Annotated in this window: 11 protein-coding genes and 1 pseudogene; 1 reads left to right on the plus strand and 11 read right to left on the minus strand. The window is 73.5% G+C overall.

Annotation, left to right across the window (positions count from 1 at the left end):
- Nucleotides 1–116 precede the first annotated feature (116 nt).
- From ACIF80_RS26170 to ACIF80_RS26215, 10 genes and pseudogenes are all read right to left on the minus strand, one after another.
- On the minus strand, nt 117–1,463 hold the full coding sequence (locus tag ACIF80_RS26170; RefSeq protein WP_399809131.1) for a protein phosphatase 2C domain-containing protein: 1,347 nt from the start codon (nt 1,461–1,463) through the stop codon (nt 117–119).
- A gap of 321 nt (nt 1,464–1,784) precedes the next feature.
- Nucleotides 1,785–4,604: a tetratricopeptide repeat protein gene (locus tag ACIF80_RS26175; protein ID WP_399809134.1), complete on the minus strand. Its 2,820-nt coding sequence runs from the start codon at nt 4,602–4,604 to the stop codon at nt 1,785–1,787.
- An 18-nt stretch (nt 4,605–4,622) separates the two neighbouring features.
- Nucleotides 4,623–6,008, minus strand: coding sequence for a hypothetical protein (locus ACIF80_RS26180; RefSeq protein WP_399809137.1), 1,386 nt, complete (start codon nt 6,006–6,008; stop codon nt 4,623–4,625).
- A gap of 129 nt (nt 6,009–6,137) precedes the next feature.
- Nucleotides 6,138–7,190, minus strand: a complete 1,053-nt coding sequence (locus ACIF80_RS26185; protein WP_399809139.1) for a glutamate ABC transporter substrate-binding protein — start codon at nt 7,188–7,190, stop codon at nt 6,138–6,140.
- A gap of 38 nt (nt 7,191–7,228) precedes the next feature.
- Entirely contained in the window at nt 7,229–8,707 is a 1,479-nt protein-coding gene (locus ACIF80_RS26190) for a hypothetical protein (protein ID WP_399809142.1), read from the minus strand.
- Nucleotides 8,708–9,218: 511 nt separating this feature from the next.
- A complete protein-coding gene (locus ACIF80_RS26195) occupies nt 9,219–10,193 on the minus strand; it encodes an N-acetylglucosamine kinase (RefSeq protein WP_399809145.1) in 975 nt (324 codons plus the stop codon).
- Nucleotides 10,184–11,449 carry a 6-phospho-beta-glucosidase gene (locus ACIF80_RS26200; RefSeq protein WP_399809148.1) on the minus strand — a complete coding sequence of 422 codons (1,266 nt, stop codon included), beginning with the start codon at nt 11,447–11,449 and terminating at the stop codon, nt 10,184–10,186. Before ACIF80_RS26200 ends, ACIF80_RS26195 begins: the two co-directional genes overlap by 10 nt.
- Nucleotides 11,450–11,515: 66 nt before the next feature.
- Nucleotides 11,516–11,796: pseudogene (locus tag ACIF80_RS26205) on the minus strand (carbohydrate ABC transporter permease); the annotation flags it as partial.
- 1 nt (nt 11,797) lies between these two features.
- Nucleotides 11,798–13,021, minus strand: coding sequence for an ROK family protein (locus ACIF80_RS26210; protein WP_399809151.1), 1,224 nt, complete (start codon nt 13,019–13,021; stop codon nt 11,798–11,800).
- 316 nt (nt 13,022–13,337) lie between these two features.
- A complete protein-coding gene (locus ACIF80_RS26215) occupies nt 13,338–14,426 on the minus strand; it encodes a mechanosensitive ion channel family protein (protein WP_399809154.1) in 1,089 nt (362 codons plus the stop codon).
- Between the two features lie 364 nt (nt 14,427–14,790).
- Here ACIF80_RS26215 and ACIF80_RS26220 point away from each other — a divergent pair, with 364 nt between their 5' ends.
- A complete protein-coding gene (locus ACIF80_RS26220) occupies nt 14,791–15,345 on the plus strand; it encodes an HNH endonuclease (protein ID WP_399809157.1) in 555 nt (184 codons plus the stop codon).
- 71 nt (nt 15,346–15,416) lie between these two features.
- Here ACIF80_RS26220 and ACIF80_RS26225 read toward each other — a convergent pair whose 3' ends face one another.
- A complete protein-coding gene (locus ACIF80_RS26225) occupies nt 15,417–15,617 on the minus strand; it encodes a hypothetical protein (RefSeq protein WP_399809159.1) in 201 nt (66 codons plus the stop codon).
- Nucleotides 15,618–16,119: the final 502 nt, after the last annotated feature.

The following is a 16,119-nucleotide window of genomic DNA, read 5'->3' on the forward strand; positions in this document are numbered from 1 at the left end:
AGAAGGCGGACCGGTCCCCTCCGGTTCACCGTGCTTGTCCGCAGCTCTCCTACGGTTCCCTGCGGTTCCTTGCGGCTTCCCCGTACTTTCCCCGTCAAGGGCTTGCCGTACGGGCCTCAGGCCGATCCTGCCCCCTGCGGCACGGCCGGGAACGGGACGAGGGCCACTGTTACGTTGTCGTGGCCCCCGCCGTCGAGGGCATGGCCGACCAGGACCCGCGCACCGTGCAGCGGGCGGACGGCGGCGTCGGCGGGGACGGCCCGGGCCATCTCCTCGGCCGACTCCGCGTAGTTCCACAGCCCGTCCGTGCAGACCACGACCACTCCCGGCCGGTCCGGCTTGAACGACGCGGTGTGCGGATCGAGTTCGTACGCGTCGGCGCCGAGCCAGCCGGTGATCGCGTGGGCGCGCTGGTCGGCGTACGCCTCGGCCTCGCCCATCAGGCCCGCGGCGACCATCTGCGCGGCCCACGAGTCGTCCTCGGTGAGCCGGGCCGGGGAAGCGGCGCGGTCCACCGGGACCCAGTACACGCGGCTGTCGCCGACCCAGCCGACGACCAGCAGACCGTCCGTCACCACGGCGCCGACGAAGGTGCAGGCCGGGGAGTTCTGGTGCGGGGCGCGCTCCCGCTCCGTCTCGGGCTCGTCGGCCAGCGCGTTGACCGCGTCCGACGCGGCGATGATCGCCTCGTGCATCGCCTGCTGCGGGTGCGTGCCGCGCGGCAGGGCCGCGAGCAGCGACGCGCTCGCCGCCCGGGACGCGGCCAGCGAGGCCTCGTCGGGCCGGGTCGCGGAGGAGACGCCGTCACAGACGATCGCGACGGAGGCGGGGGAGCCGTCGGGCAGCGTGGTGGTGCCGATGCCGAAGGCGTCCTCGTTGCGGTGGTGGCGCAGGCCGCGGTCGCTGACCGCGGCCAGCGGGCCGCATTCCTGTTCCATGTGGTCCCGTTCGCGTGGCTGGGCGTGGCCGCAGTTCTCGCAGTAGCCGTCGTCGTCCACCCTGCCCGCACGACAGGCCACGCACACGGAGCCGCCCGGGGCGGCCGGGCCCTGTTCGGCACCCTGCTCGGCGGCCACACGCGGATCCGGGGCCTGCAGCGGGTACTCCTCGGGCTGCGGGGCCGGGCCGGCGGCGGGCCGCGCATCCGGCTGCGGGACCTGTTGGACGCCCGGCTGCGGGACCGGGTCGGCGACCGGCTGGGCCGGGCGGTCGAAGCGCACGCCGGAGGACCGGGGCGCCCCGACGGACGGGGGCGCGGCGGGCGGAGCCGGGGGCGCGGGAGAAGACGGGGGCGGGGGCGGTGGCACGGACGCGGAGTGCTGGGAACGGGGGTGGGGGTGAGGGTGACCGGTCAGCGGCAGGCCGGCCGAATCGGTGCCCGCCAGGTCCGCGGGCCGGTGCGTCGGGGCGGACACGCCGGAACTGTCCGGACTGACGGTGGGCCAGTCCGGATCGGTCGGCATCGGTACCGACGCCGGACGAGCCGCCGGGGGCGCCGGAGGAGCCGGCGGCACCGGGGGAGCGACCGGGGGCCGGGGGGTCCCGCGTTCCGCCGGACTCGGCGACGGCACCGCGCCGTTCCCGGTGTTCCCGGCGTTCCCTGTGTTCCCGGTGTTCATGGCGTTCCCGGTGTTCATGGTGATCGTCGGATGGTCCGCCGGCGGTGCCGGGACGGCCGACAGGTCGTATCCGCACGCACCGCAGAATCGATCACCCGATTCGAGGGGTTCCTCGCAGCTCGGGCATTTCGACAGAGCGGCCTGCTGGGGCATCTGCGACATCAACTACACCCACGTCCGGGGGCGGTAACGGTTGGCACGTTCCACCAGGTCGATCCTTTCCTCACCGCTCCGCGCCAGCCGGGCCAACGTGCGGTACGAGCGCTCGAGTCCGAAGCGCAGGTTCCGCTCGTCCAGCCCGCTGCCGAGCAGTGTCCTTGCCCCGGCGGCGTTCCGCTGCCCCCGTCCCGGCGGAGCCGGAAGCGGAAGCGGAACGGAACCCTGGCCCCCGGAGAGTACCCAGTCGAGCGCGCAGCCGAGGACCTCGGCCGCCAACTGCTCCCGGCGCGCCGGATCCAGACCGTACGACTCCAAGGCCTCGACCTGGCCCGCCGCGGCACTCAGGTCGTCGAGGAACGGTATGTCACCCGCGGTCGCGGTCCGCCCCCGCAGCCGGGCGCGTACGGCGGCCACCCGCGCGGCCGTGTAGTGGATCGACGACTCCGGCACCGACTCCAGCGTCCGTACGGCGCCGTGCCGGTCGCCGGTGGCCAGCCGTACCCGGGCCAGGCCGAACGCCGCGCTCACATGGCTCGGGTCGGTCGACCACACCAGGCGGTAGTACTCGGCGGCGTTGTCGAGCTGGCCCAGCACCTCGGCGCACAGGCCGAGCGCCAGCTTCGGCGCGATCTCGCCGGGGAAGGCGTCGTAGATCGCGTCGAAGGCGAGCGCGGCGCCCTCGTGGTCGCCGGTGACCAGGGCGGCGACCCCGCGGTACCAGACCACCCGCCAGTCGTCGGGTTCCTGCTCCCCCAGGGTCCGCAGCGCGGCCAGCGCGGGCTCCGGCTCGCCGGTCTCCAGCCGGGCGCGGACCTGCCGCAGCCGGGTTTCGGTCGACGGCGCGGGTACCGCGGCCAGGGCGTTGACCAGTTCCGCGGGCGCGGAGGTCAGCAGCCCCGCGAGGAAACCGGCGTTGGGGTCGGCCGGGTCGACGCGCGGGACGGGCAGCGCGAGCGCCGCCGCGGCGGTGTCGACGGACTTGACGAGCCCCGGGGCGGCTCCCGGAGCGGCGCCGGAGGGCACGGGGGTGCCGGGCTGTCCGCCCGCAGCACCCCCGCTGCCGCCCCCGCCTGCGGGGAGCTGCTTGGGCTGCTCGGCCTGGGCGAGCTGCGCGACCTGCGTGAGCCGTCTGCGCCCCGGCCCTCTCCGGGGCACCGCCCGCGCCCCCAGCCGGGACACGTCGCGGTACGACGCCGGGAACAGCTCGGTGTCCGTCACCCGCAACTCCGGGCCGAACAGGGTCGACAGGGCGGGACGGGCGCGGCCCGACTGGAGCGAGACGACCTCGCGCAGGACGCCGGTGAGCTGCTCGGCCATCTCCTGCGCGGAGGCGAACCGGCGGTCCGGCTCGGGATCGGTGGCGCGGACCAGCAGCCGGTAGAACGACTCGTACCGCCGGAAGACGTCGATGTGGTCCGGGTCGGGCAGCGAGTCCGCGTAGACGTTCGTGTAGCCCTGGAAGTCGAAGGTGAGGACGGCGAGCGTCCGGGCGACCGTGTACAGGTCGGAGGCGACCGACGGGCCGGCCTCGGCGACCTCCGGGGCCTGGTAGCCGACCGTGCCGTAGATGGCCGACTCGTTGTCGTCCGCCCGGCGCACCGCGCCCATGTCGATCAGCTTGAGCTCGTCCTCGGTCTGGATCGCGTTGTCGACCTTGAAGTCGCAGTACAGCAGGTTGCGGGAGTGCAGGTGCCCCAGCGCCTCGAGCGCCTCGATGCCGTACGCGCATGCCTGCTCCACCGGCAGCGGGTCCCGCCTGCCGTCCGGTGTGCGGCGGCCGTTGGCGATCTCCTTGAGGGCCTTGCCGCCGACGTACTCCATGACGATGTAGCCGTCCAGCGAACCGGTGCGCTGGTCGAGGTGCTCCACGAAGTTGTAGATCCGCACGATGTTGGCGTGCTCGATCTCCGCGAGGAAGCGCCGCTCGGAGATCGCCGCCTCCATCGCGTCCTGGTCGCCCGTGTCCAGCAGGCCCTTGAGGACCACCCAGCGGTCCGAGACCGCCCGGTCCACGGCGAGATAGATCCAGCCCAGGCCGCCGTGCGCCAGACAGCCGACCACCTCGTACTGGCCGTGCACCACGTCACCGGCCCGCAGCTTCGGGACGAACGAGTACGGGTGGCCGCACTTGGTGCAGAAACCCTCCGTGCGGCCCGGCCGGCCGGCCCGCGCACGGCCCACCTGGGCGCCGCAGTCCGAGCGGGAGCAGAATCGCTTCCGCTCCGGCACCTCGGGGTTGTCCAGCACCATCGCGCGCGGATCGGGCCGCGGGATCGGCGGAACCTGGACCAGCCCCGCGCCCAGCCGTCCCCGGCCGGAGGAATTGCCGGCGGACCCGGAGCTGCGCACCGACACCGAGCGGTCGCCGCCGCCCGGGAGCGAGCGGGGGAGCCGCCCGGACACCGAGCGCCGTGACTTCGCCGACTGCGACGACGTACGCGAACTGCGGCTGCCGGTACGGGCACTGCCGGCCGAGCCGCCGGAGCCGCGGGAACCCCGGGAGCCGCGCGACTCCCGGCCGCCGACGGTGATGCCGGTGGGGGCCGAGCCGACCTCCCCGGTCGGCGACACGACCGGGGCGAGTCCGCAGGTGTCGCAGTACAGCTCGCCGCCGCCGACGTCCTCGTAGGCGCCCTCGCAGCCGGGACGCTGGCAGGCACGGGGCGCCACGGCGACGGCCTGCGACGGCTGCGCCTGCTGCTCCCTGCTCCCGCTCTGTTCCCCGTTCCCGCTCTGCTCCTGGGTCCCGCTCCGTTCCCCGGAACCACCGTCGGGTTGCTCCTGGGGCCGGCCCTGGTGGTGCGTCCGGTTCTCCGCCTGACTCATGCGCCTGCCTCCCCCTCGTCACTCATGCGCCGGCCCCCCGCGCTCCTCGGGCGTGCCCCGGCCGGACTGCCGGTACGGACCCGACTGCCCGTACGGGCCGGACTGGCCGGGCACCCGTTGCTGCGCCGTGCCGAGGAGTTCGGCGGCGGCGTGCTGGTAACGCAGCACCGCCTCCTCGGCGACCCGCAGATCGCAGGGCGCGCTCCACAGCATGCGACGCGCCTTCTCGTACCGCTCGGCCAGCACGGTGTCCTCCGCGAGGCCGTGCCGGGCGACCTTCGCCTTGTAGGCGTCGAGCCGGCCGCGCAGCTCGGCGCGGATCGCCAGCGGCGCGGTGACCGCGGTCAACGACTCGCGGGCGCGCACCAGTTCGTCCTCCGCCTTCTGTTCCAGGGACTCCAGGAGCGGGGACAGCCGGTGCCACTGGGCGTGCCTGCGGTACTCGGCGGCCGTCGCCAGCTGTTCCTGCAGCACGGTCGGCGGGCCGCTGACGACCGGCACCTCCGTCGCGGCGATCTTCGCGAGCACCTCGCCGCGCGCCGTGCGCGCCTCGGCGAGCGTGCGGTCGGCGCGCGAGAGGACGTCCCGCAGCCGCACGATCCGCTTCTCGGAGTCCTGGCGGACCGCGAGCACCGCGTCGATCTCGCGGCGCACCTCCTCCAGGGCGCGCGCCTCACGGTCGTACACCGTCGTGTCCGGCCGGCCGCCGCCCGGCGCCGAACTGCCCTCCAGGGGCTTCCAGAAGGCCAGCGGGTCGGAGATCACCTGTTCGCGCAGCCGCGTCAGGGTGCGGGTGATCCGCTCCAGGTCGTCGCCCGCCGGGTGCTCGCCGGGGCGGACCCCCACGGGGTGGGCGAGCCTGCGGGTGCGCTGGAGCTCGGCGGCCAGTAGATCTATCCGCGCGGGCAGCGCCGACCACACCGCGTCCGCGGCGACGACCATGTCCAGTGAGGACGCGTACAGCTCGTTCATCAGCTCGACCAGCGCGGCCAGCGAGTAGCGCTCGCTGAGGCGGCCCGCGCGGCCCTGGAGCGTCGGCGCGTTCGCCGTGGCGGCGGCCGAGCCCGCGACCGTGACGCACTCGCCGCGCAGCAGCTCCGTCAGTTCCACCAGGTCCTCGCGGCTGGACCAGCGGCGCCGGGCGCGGATCTCGCGGGCGGTGCGCAACGCGCCGGAGTACGCGTCGAAGTACGTCCACAGCAGCGTGATCGAGGCTTCGGTGGCACGCCAGCGCTCCTCGGTACGGCCGGTGAGGCGGGCACCCTCCAGGAGTCTGCGGCCCGCGTGGTCCTGCAGGGCGAGGAGCGAGGTCTCAACCGCCTCGTGCTCCGCGCCGAGCCGCGCGAGCGCACGGTCCACCTCGTCCCGGTCCATCACCGGCCCGGTGGGATCCGTGTCGCCCATCGATCACCTCTCGCTGCGGGTCGGTCGTCGACGTTCGTTCGTCGGTGTTCGGTCGCTGACGTTCGTGCGTCGACGTTCGTGCGTTGTCCTGTGCGTATCACATTGTCTGCGCGGTGAGTTGACAGGTAATCAGCTCACGCGCAGGTACTCCGGTGCCGGTGGCTCGGAACTTCCTGGATCACTGCCCATCGTCTTCGACAGCCAACGCTCGTACGAGGCCCGCCATCCGTTCCCGGTGTCCTCGCCGAAGTCCACCAGGACCTGGTTGACCCGGCGCAGCAGGTCGTCCGCGTCCTTCTTCATGGCCACGCCGTAGTACTCGGTGGTGAAGGAGTCGCCCTTGAGTTCGACCGTCGGGTCCTGCGCGGCCTGGCCGGCGGCGAGCGCGGCGTCGGTGACGACCGCGTCGACCTCGCCGAGCTGCAGCCGCACCAGGCAGTCGAGCTGGTTGGGGACGGTGGTGCGGATGTCGGCCGACCGGGGGAGGGCGCCCCTCGCCTTGTCCGCCTCCAGGTTCGTGTACGCGGTGGAGCCCGCCGCCGTGCAGATCTTCCGGTCCGCGAGCGTGGGGCCGTACCCCCGGACCGGGGAGATCTTCGGGGCCAGGACCTGCTGTCCCGTGGTGAAGTACGGGGCGGAGAACGCCACGTCCTCCAGACGCTCGCAGTTGATCGTCATGGTGCGGACGATCATGTCGACCCGGCCGTCCTGGATCGCCGGGATGCGCTGGTCGGTGGGGATCGCCTTGAACTGGACCGCGTCCCGGTCGCCGAGTACGTCCTCGGCGATGCGGTGCGCCAGGTCGATGTCGAAGCCCTCGAGCCGGGCGCTGTCCCCGCTGTTGGGGTCGCGGTAGCCCCAGCCGTAGCTGTTCTGGTCGATGCCGACGATCAGTTTCCGCTTCTCGCCCGGGCGGGCCTTGATCGCGTCGATGACCGGGCCGTCGGCGTCGGAGGGGGTCAGGGTCTGCTTCTCGGGATCGTCGCACTCCTCGGCCGCCTTCGCGTCCAGGGCGTCCGTCACGCCCTGGACGGCGGTCCTCGGCTCCTTGCCGGGCCCGGAGGAGGACCCGGCGCGGGTCAGGACCAGCGCGAAGATCAGCGCGAGCACGCAGACGGTGGCCATCGCGCCCACCCCGCCCCAGCCCCGCAGGCCGGCCCGCAGGCGTCGTACGTTCCTCATCACGCCCCCTCCCGCTCCATCCTTCACCGGTACTCCGCTCACCGGTACTCCGACAGCCTGCGGCCGATGCCCAGCACCGCGCCCGCCGCACCCAGCACGGCGAGGCCCGCGGCGCCCTGCGGGAGACCCGTCAGCGCGTCCCGGCCGCCGGTGGCCGCTTCCTCGAACTCGCGCCTCTCGTGCGTCAGCGCCGAGGCCAGGCTCTCGTCGACGCCGTCGAAGCACTCACCGGTCGCGCCCTTGCCGCCGATCACCAGGTCCAGCGCCTCCTGGTAGTTGCCGTTCTCGTCCTGCTCGCGGGCGGCCGCGTGGCGCTTCTTCCACTCCGTCATGTTGCTCACGGCGGCGGCCACCGGCTTCTCGCCGCTGCTGTCGTCCGCGAGTTCACCGGCCCGGGCGAGGCCCTTGCCGAGGGCTTCCATGTCGTGCTGGAAGTCGTAGTCATAGGCGTCGTACGCCTTATCGCCGACCTTCGTCGTCTCGGCGCCGCGGGCCACCAGTGTCAGGTTCTCGTTGCCGCGTGCCTTCAGGGAGGCGATGCGGGCCTCGTGCAGCACGCCGAGCGAGCGGACGCCGTGGTCGTAGGAGCTGTTCAGCCCCGAGCGGGCGAGGCTGTGGCCGACGACCAGCCAGAGCAGCACGACCGCCGCCGCGGCGGTGGCCGCGACCAGGCCGTGGTTGAGCACCCGGTGGGTCCTCAGGTACGTACGGCGCTGGGCCCAGGCGAGCGCGGCGAGGACGACCGCACCGAGCACGAGCGCGGCCCACGGGTAGGGGGTCGCGTCCGCGTAGTCGGCGTCGAGGCGCTCGGTCTCCTTCGTGTAGAGATCCTCCGCCGCAGGAAGCATCTTCTCCTGCATCTTCTCGTTCGCGTACCGCAGATAGGCGCCGCCCACCGGGTAGCCCTGGCGGTTGTAGGTACGGGCGCGCTCCACCAGGCCCTTGTACTCGGGCAGCAGCCGGTTGAGGTCGGTGATCGTCGCCGCCGACGAGGAGCCCGGCTGGGAGTTGGCCGCGGCGTTGACGAGTTTGGCGGCGGCGGTGCGGATGCCCTTCTCGTACCGGTCCCGGGAGGCGGCGGTCTCCTGGCCCCCGGCCAGGAAGCCGCTGGAGGCCGCGGTGTTGGCGTCCGCGAGGGAGCGGTAGATGTCGGCGGCGTCCGAGGCGAGCGGCTGGCTGCTGGTGAGGACGTCGTCGGCCGCCGCGGCCCGCTCGGCCATCTGCCAGGCGGCGACCGTGCCGAAGGCGACGACGAGGGCGGCGAGGACCGCGCCGATGATCCTGAGGCGGCCGGGTTCGGTGGCGGCGGCCTCGCGCAGCCGGACAACCCCCTCGGCGAACGCCGTGCGCCGGGGCGCCTCCGGCTGCCGGGACGCGGGAAGACGGGAGCCGCCGGGTGCCTGCCGGGGGGCCGGGGCGCCGCCCGGCCCGGCCTGCGGCGGCACGGCGGGCATGGTGGGCGTCGCGGGCGCGACCGCGCCCGGCGGTGCCGCGCCGCCGCTCGGCGTGTGGGTCACTTGACCTCCCCCGTGGTCATTCGTCCCCGCAAGTATCGCCGCAGGAACCGACATATGCACCGGCCTTGGCACGATCTTGATCCGACGGCCGTGCGGTCACCGGGAATTCCGGCCCGTGAGCGAGCCCCGGACGGCCCCGGAGCGCCCTCCCCGCACCACCCCCTGCCCACGAACACGCCGGGGGAATCCGGTTGGTTCCGGGCGGAGTTCGCGAGTGTCCGGAGGGCCGGGGCCGAGGACCGCCCGGCGGGGCCGCCGGAGCACCGGACCCGTCCCCGGCCATTCGCCCTGTCACCCACCCGATCACCTGTCCGACCACCCACCCCCCCCCGGACCACCGACCCCCGACCACCCGCCCGGTTTTCCTGGACCTGTTCGGCGAATGGCGAATGGCGAATGGCGAATGACGAAGGGGACGGGCGGGAGCAACCGGTAGCACGGGCCTTCGGGAGAGCGAGTGCCCGCGCCCCGCTTCCCCGCTCCCCTTTGTCCCGTGCCCCCGGCGGGCTTCCTACCCCCGTTCGTAATGGGCCCGCAGCCGGGCCTGGGCACTCGGTGGGGCCGTCAGGTGGTCCAGGCCCAGCAGGGCCGCGCCCAGGACCGGGGCGGCGGTGACGACCCGGGGGACGGCCTTGGGGGCGCGCTCGGCGAGCAGGGCGCGGATGCGGTCGTCCAGCCGGGGGTGCCGGGCGGCCAGGACGCTGCCGCCCAGCAGGACGGGCGTCTCCTCGGCGAGCAGGTCCAGGCGGGTCAGCGCCACCACGGCCATCGACGCCACCTCGTCGGCCTGGCGGTCGACGATCGCACCCGCGACCGGGTCGCCGCCGGCCGCCGTGGCGAAGAGCACCGGCGCCAGTTCGTGACGGCGCCGGGGCGCGAGGCGCTCCAGGTGCAGGGCCTCGATGAGGGCCGGCATGTCCGGGAGGCCGAAGTGCGCCGGAAGGGTGCCGGCGAGGGCGGTGGCGGGACCGCGGCCGTCCTCGGCACGGGCCGCGTGCCACAGGGCCTCCTCCGCCAGGGCCCAGCCGCCGCCCCAGTCACCGGAGATGCGGCCGAGCGCCGGGAAGCGCGCGGTGCGGCCGTCCGGGCGCATGCCGACGCAGTTGATGCCCGCCCCGCACACGACGGCCACCCCGCGGGGCTCGGTGACCCCGGCGCGCAGGATGGCGAAGGTGTCGTTGCGGACCTCCACGGTGTCGCCCCAGCCGCGTGCCGCCAGGGCCGCCGTCAGCCGTTCCTCCTCGACGGGGAGGTCCGCGTTGGCCAGACAGGCCGAGACGTGCGCGACGCCGGAGGCACCGGCCTCGGTGAGCGCGGCGGCGACGGTCCCGGCGAGGGCGTCCACCGCCGCCGGCACGCCGACGGTGGGCGGCTGGAACCCCCCGCCCCGCACGGTGGCCAGGACCTCGCCGTCGTAGGTGACCACGGCGACGTCCGTCTTGCTGTTGCCGGCGTCGACGGCGAGGACGCCCGCGGTCAGGCCCACGTGAGGTGCTCCCGGTTGTGTGCGACGAGCCGGTCGGTGAGCTTCTCGGCGTACTCGTACTGGCCGATCAGGGGGTGGGCGAGCAGGGCGCGGAAGACCCGCTCGCGGCCGCCGCGCAGGGCCGCGTCGAGCGCCAGGTCCTCGTAGGCGGTGACGTTCGCCATCAGGCCCGCGAAGAGGGGGTCCACGCGCGGGACGGGCAGCGGGCTCGCGCCCTCGGTGCCCACGGCCGCCTGCACCTCGATCACCGCGTCCTCGGGGAGGAACGGCAGTGTGCCGCCGTTGCGCGTGTTCACCACCTGGTACGGGCTGCCGGCACCGCGCAGCAGGGCCGCCGCCAGGTCCACGGCCGCCTCGGAGTAGTAGGCGCCGCCGCGCCGGGCCAGCAGCGCCGGTTTCTCGTCGAGGGCGGGGTCGGCGTAGAGGGCGAGCAGCCGGCGCTCCATGTCGGCCACCTCGGCGGCCCGGGACGGCTTGGTGCGCAGCTCCCGTACGACCTCGTCGTGCGCGTAGTAGTACCGCAGGTAGTACGAGGGGACCACGCCCAGCCGGTCCAGGACGGCGCGGGGCAGCCGGAGGTCGGCGGCGATCGCGTCGCCGTGGCCCCGCAGCAGCGCGGGCAGGACGTCCTCGCCGCCGGGGCCGCCCCGGCGCACCGCGGTCTCCCAGGTGAGGTGGTTCAGGCCCACGTGGTCGAGGTGCAGTCCGGCGGGGTCGACGCCGAGGCGGGCGGCGAATTTCCGCTGGAGTCCGATGGCGACGTTGCACAGCCCCACCGCCCGGTGCCCGGCCTCCAGCAGCGCCCGGGTGACGATGCCGACGGGGTTGGTGAAGTCGATGATCCAGGCGTCGGGATTGGTGCGCCGGACCCGCTCGGCGATGTCGAGCACCACCGGTACGGTGCGCAGCGCCTTGGCCAGGCCGCCGGCCCCGGTGGTCTCCTGGCCGACGCAGCCGCACTCCAGCGGCCAGGTCTCGTCCTGCTGCCTGGCCGCCTGCCCGCCCACCCGCAGCTGGAGCAGCACCGCGTCGGCACCGTCCACGGCCGCGTCCAGGTCGGACGTGGTGACGATCCGCCCGCCGTGTCCCTGACGGGCGAAGATCCGGCGGGCCAGACCGCCCACCAACTCCAGCCGGTCCGCCGCCGGATCGACCAGCACCAGTTCCTCGACGGGCAAGGTGTCCCGCAACCGGGCGAAGCCGTCGACGAGTTCGGGCGTGTAGGTCGAACCCCCGCCGACCACGGTGAGCTTCATGACGTCAACCCTCTCAACCCTCTCAACTTTTTCGACCCTCTCAACTCTTTCCATCCCTTCGGCACTTCAGTGCTTCACCCCGGTCAGCGTGACACCCTCGACGAACGCCTTCTGGGCGAAGAAGAACACGAGGATCACGGGCGCCATGACCAGCACGGTCGCCGCCATGGTGAGGTTCCAGTCGGTGCGGTGGGCGCCCTTGAACGACTCCAGCCCGTAGGACAGGGTCCAGGCGCCCGGATTCTCGGAGGCGTAGATCTGCGGGCCGAAGTAGTCGTTCCAGGCGTATTCCAGAAGTGGAAGAATTGGAACAGGGCGACCGCCGCGATGCCCGGCTTGGCCATCGGCTCAGCGGGTGGTGTCGAAGACCTCGTCGCGGGTGGCCGCCAGCGCGCTCTCCAACGCGCCGCGCACCACGGGGTGTTCACGGACGTCGCCCACGACCAGACGCGGGCGGGACGCGGCCAGCTCCTCCAGCTCGGCCTGGACGAGGGCACGCAGCACCTCGCCGCCGGACGTGAGGACGGTGCCGCTCAGTACGACGAGTTCGGGGTCGAGGACGGAGACGAGCGAGGCGAGACCGGTCGCCAGCCGGGTGGCGTAGGTCTCCAGGAGCCGGCGGTGCGCCCCGTCGTCCGGCGCGGCGGCGGCACGTTCCACCAGGGCGGCGGCCACCTCGGGGTACGGGCCCTGCGGGATGCCGGTGATGCCCAGCTCGCGGGCCAGCCCCGGCACGGCCTGGGCGCCGGCCAGCTCCTGGTAGCCGCCGCTGTTGGCCCGGGTGACCTGGCGGACCAGGGGGGCGCCCGGCACCGGCAGGAAGCCGACCTCGCCCGCGCCGCCGGTCCAGCCCCGGTGCAGCCGCCCGCCGAGCACCAGGGCGGCGCCCAGGCCCTCCTGGTTCCACAGCAGGACGAAGTCGGTGTGCCCCCGGGCCGCGCCCAGGCGCTGCTCGGCGAGGGCGACCAGGTTGACGTCGTTCTCGTACTCGAACGGCATCGGCAGCGCGGCGGCGAGTTCGTCGAGCACCGTGGGGGAGTGCCAGCCGGGCAGGTGGGAGGCGTAGCGCAGGCGGCCGGTGCCCGGGTCGAAGGCGCCCGGGGTCCCTATGACCAGGCGGTGGATGTCGGCGCGGGCCAGGCCCGCCGCCTTCACCGCGCCGTCCAGGGCGTCGGTGACCTGCTGGACCACGGGGGCGGCGCCGGTGCCCGCGCGGCGGCCGGGGGTGGCCAGTTCGTACCGGCCGACGGTGCGGCCCGTGATGTCGGCGACGGCGGCCCGGATCAGGCCGGGGGTGACGTCGAGCCCGGCGGCGTACGCGGCGGCCGGGGCGACCTCGTAGAGCTGGGCGCCCGGTCCCGGGCGGCCCTCGGTGGTGCCGGTGGCGAGCACCAGCCCGGCCGCCTCCAGCCGGGCCAGGAGCTGGGACGCGGTCGGCTTGGACAGGCCGGTGAGCTTGCCGATCCGGGTGCGGGACAGGGGGCCGTGCTCCAGCAGCAGGTCCAGGGCGGCGCGGTCGTTCATGGCGCGCAGGACGCGCGGCGTGCCCGGTGTACCGGCGGTTCCTGCCATGGAGTGCGACACCTGCCCTTCTGTCGGCCGCCCAGCTTCTCAGCGGTCGGCGCGGGACGTCCATCCGGACCCTGCCCGGGGCCCGAGGCCCGGGGTTCCGGGCGGACGCCGGCCCGTTTCGGCCGGACGGGGAAACTCTGTTAGGAAAGTTTCCTGTTGGATGGAGAGGAAGGTAGGCCCAGGGCAGAGGGAGCGTCAAGAGGGGGAGCGGCCGGGATACGGGAAAGAGCGGCACCCGGGAATCCCGGGTGCCGCCCTTCCAGGCGCCGCGTCCTCCGCGAGGGCCCTCCGTCCCGGCCCTCCGCCGTGTAGCCGGCTACTTCTTCGTGTTCGGCGGCGGGGTCAGCGGGGACGCCGCGATGGACTGCGGCGACACGCTGCTCGCGTACGCGGACGGGGGCGCGACGGACGCCGCCGGGTCGGGGCCCTCCATCTCCACCGGGGCGGTGGCGCCCCCGACGATGCGGATGCCGGCCGCGTCGAAGGCGCGCTTGATGCGCCAGCGCAGCTCGCGCTCCACGGTCAGCGACTTGCCGGGCATGGTCTTCGCCGAGACGCGGACCACCATCGAGTCCAGCAGGACGGAGTCGAGGCCGAGGATCTCGATGGGGCTCCACAGGAGCTCGTTCCAGGGCTCCTCCTTGCTCATCCGCTCGGCGACGGCGACGAGGGTGGCCTTCACGTGGTCCAGGTCCTCGTCCGCACGGACGGTGACGTCGACGTTGGCGGTGGCCCAGCCCTGGGAGAGGTTCCCGATGCGCTTGACCTCGCCGTTGCGCACGTACCAGATCTCGCCGTCGGCGCCGCGCAGCTTGGTCACCCGCAGGCCGACCTCGATGACCTCGCCGGTGGCGACGCCCGCGTCGACGGTGTCACCGACGCCGTACTGGTCCTCGAGGATCATGAACACGCCGGAGAGGAAGTCCGTCACCAGGTTGCGGGCACCGAAACCGATCGCCACACCGGCGACACCGGCCGAGGCCAGCAGCGGGGCCAGGTTGATCTGGAAGGTGCCCAGGACCATCAGCGCGGCCGTGCCCAGGATCAGGAACGAGGCGACCGAGCGCAGCACCGAGCCGATCGCCTGCGAGCGCTGGCGGCGCCGCTCGGAGTTGACCAGGAGCCCGCCGAGCCCGGTGCCGTCCACGGGCTGGCCGGTCCGGGACATCCGGTCGATGAGCTTGGTGATCGCCCGCCGCACGAACACTCTCAGCACGGCGGCTATCACCACGATGAGCAGGACCCTCAGCCCGATCGCGAGCCAGGTGGACCAGTTCTCCTCCACCCAGCCGGCGGCGTTGGTGGCGCTCTCGTGGGCGTCCTTGAGCGTGGGCACCATCGGGGTCCCGGAATCCGAGGGGGTCGGGGACGGCTCCTCGGCCAGGGGGACGGCGGACAGGGACACGGCGGGTACCTCCAGGTGGCACGGTCTGCCCCCGGCGCGCGGTCAACGTCTACGGGCTCTTCAAGGTCTTCGAGGTCACGAAAAGGTCACCGGTGCGGGCAGAACCACCACACTAACGGGGCATTGCGGGTGGACCCGCACGAGCAGTGAAGAAGAGACGGCCCTCACCCGGGCCCGCCCCGGCCGCCACCCGGCACGGACGGGCCGTGGCCCCGGAAGCCGGACCGCGTCCGGACCGCGTGTGGTCGAAAACACTTCCAGCCCGTTACCGGTACATGGTGGCGCGACGACCAGGCATGAGGGGAGACTGACTACGGATCGTCCCGGCGCGAGCCACGCGCCGCCGGCGTACAAGGAGGCATCCGTGCCGCATGTCCTGGTTCTCAACGCGTCGTACGAGCCGCTCGGCGTCGTACCGCTCCGCCGCGCGCTCGTCCTCGTCCTCGAGAACAAGGCCGTGTGCCTCGAGGAGTCCGGCGCCTACCTGCACAGCGCGACCGTCACAGTCCCCGCACCCAGCGTGGTCCGGCTCAAGCGATTCGTGCGGGTCCCCTACCGGGGGCCCGTTCCACTCACCCGCCGCGCGCTCTTCGCCCGTGACGGGGGCCGGTGCATGTACTGCGGTGGCGTCGCAACCAGCGTCGACCACGTCATCCCGCGCAGCCGCGGGGGCAAGCACGTCTGGGACAACGTGGTGGCGTCCTGCCGCCGCTGCAACCACGTGAAGGCCGACCGCCACCTGTTCGAGCTGGGCTGGCGGCTGCGCCACAAGCCGGCCCCGCCCACCGGCCTGGCCTGGCGCATCATCGGCACCGGCCACCGCGACCCGTGCTGGCTCCCGTACCTCCAGCCCTACGGCGCGGACGACGCGATGGCCCGCATCGACGGCCTGTCCCACGTGGACGGCATCTCCGCCTGACCGGCCCGGGCCGGGACCTTCGCGTGCGTGGTGCCGGGGCGGTCCCGGCGCCACCGGCGGAGGAGGCGTGGTCAGGCTGCGTCCCGCCGACGCTCGGCGTATGCGAACGCCAGGAACTCCGCCGGTTCCTCGTCCGACTCGAATGTGTCGGCGGCGAGGCCGTCCAGGGAGCGGATCGGCCGGGTGTTCTTCGCCGCCGGCAACTCATCGACCGACAGGCGTGGCCTTGGCTGCGGGTAGTAGCCGAAGTTTTCAGGTGCGGGCGTACTCATCAGGACCTCCAGCAGGGCGGGAACCGGCTCCACGGCCGGCGTACGGGCGCTCTCACCTGCTGATATCAGGTTTCGTCGCAGCGAGCGAGCGCTTGAACACGCGTGCTGCGACACCTCGCCGAGGCGGCGTCGGCGAGGGGCCCGGGCATGGCCGGCCCGCCCTGCCAGTGCTCGCGGCCCGGCCGCTACGGGCGAGGGCAAACGTGGTCGGGCTGCGACACCATTGCTTCTGAGCGGATCGGTATGAGCCGCTTCGGCGACAGTGGCAGCGCGGTGTCTGTGCCGCGCACAACCGGCCAGGAGCGGCTCGGACATTCGTGGCTACGCGGCCGACTGCCGACTGTTCGGTTGGAGCGTTCGACCGGAGCGCTGTGAAAACCCTTTCTCGTTGAAACGTGATCAAGCTTCTCAGGACACCTGTCAAACGTAATGATCATCACGGTCGCTCAGCGGAACTTGTCCCGCCATTGTCCGTTTGCCACCCCTTGACCTGACGCTCCAT

Source organism: Streptomyces sp. NPDC085927 (assembly GCF_044540975.1).
GTDB lineage: Bacteria > Actinomycetota > Actinomycetes > Streptomycetales > Streptomycetaceae > Streptomyces > Streptomyces hirsutus.

Excerpts from the sequence above, each read along its gene's own strand:
- ACIF80_RS26170 (WP_399809131.1), bottom strand. The coding sequence starts at position 1,463 with ATGCCGACCGATCCGGACTGGCCCACCGTCAGTCCGGACAGTTCCGGC.
- ACIF80_RS26175 (WP_399809134.1), bottom strand. The coding sequence starts at position 4,604 with ATGAGTCAGGCGGAGAACCGGACGCACCACCAGGGCCGGCCCCAGGAG.
- ACIF80_RS26180 (WP_399809137.1), bottom strand. The coding sequence starts at position 6,008 with ATGGGCGACACGGATCCCACCGGGCCGGTGATGGACCGGGACGAGGTG.
- ACIF80_RS26185 (WP_399809139.1), bottom strand. The coding sequence starts at position 7,190 with ATGAGGAACGTACGACGCCTGCGGGCCGGCCTGCGGGGCTGGGGCGGG.
- ACIF80_RS26200 (WP_399809148.1), bottom strand. The coding sequence starts at position 11,449 with ATGAAGCTCACCGTGGTCGGCGGGGGTTCGACCTACACGCCCGAACTC.
- ACIF80_RS26210 (WP_399809151.1), bottom strand. The coding sequence starts at position 13,021 with ATGGCAGGAACCGCCGGTACACCGGGCACGCCGCGCGTCCTGCGCGCC.
- ACIF80_RS26225 (WP_399809159.1), bottom strand. The coding sequence starts at position 15,617 with ATGAGTACGCCCGCACCTGAAAACTTCGGCTACTACCCGCAGCCAAGG.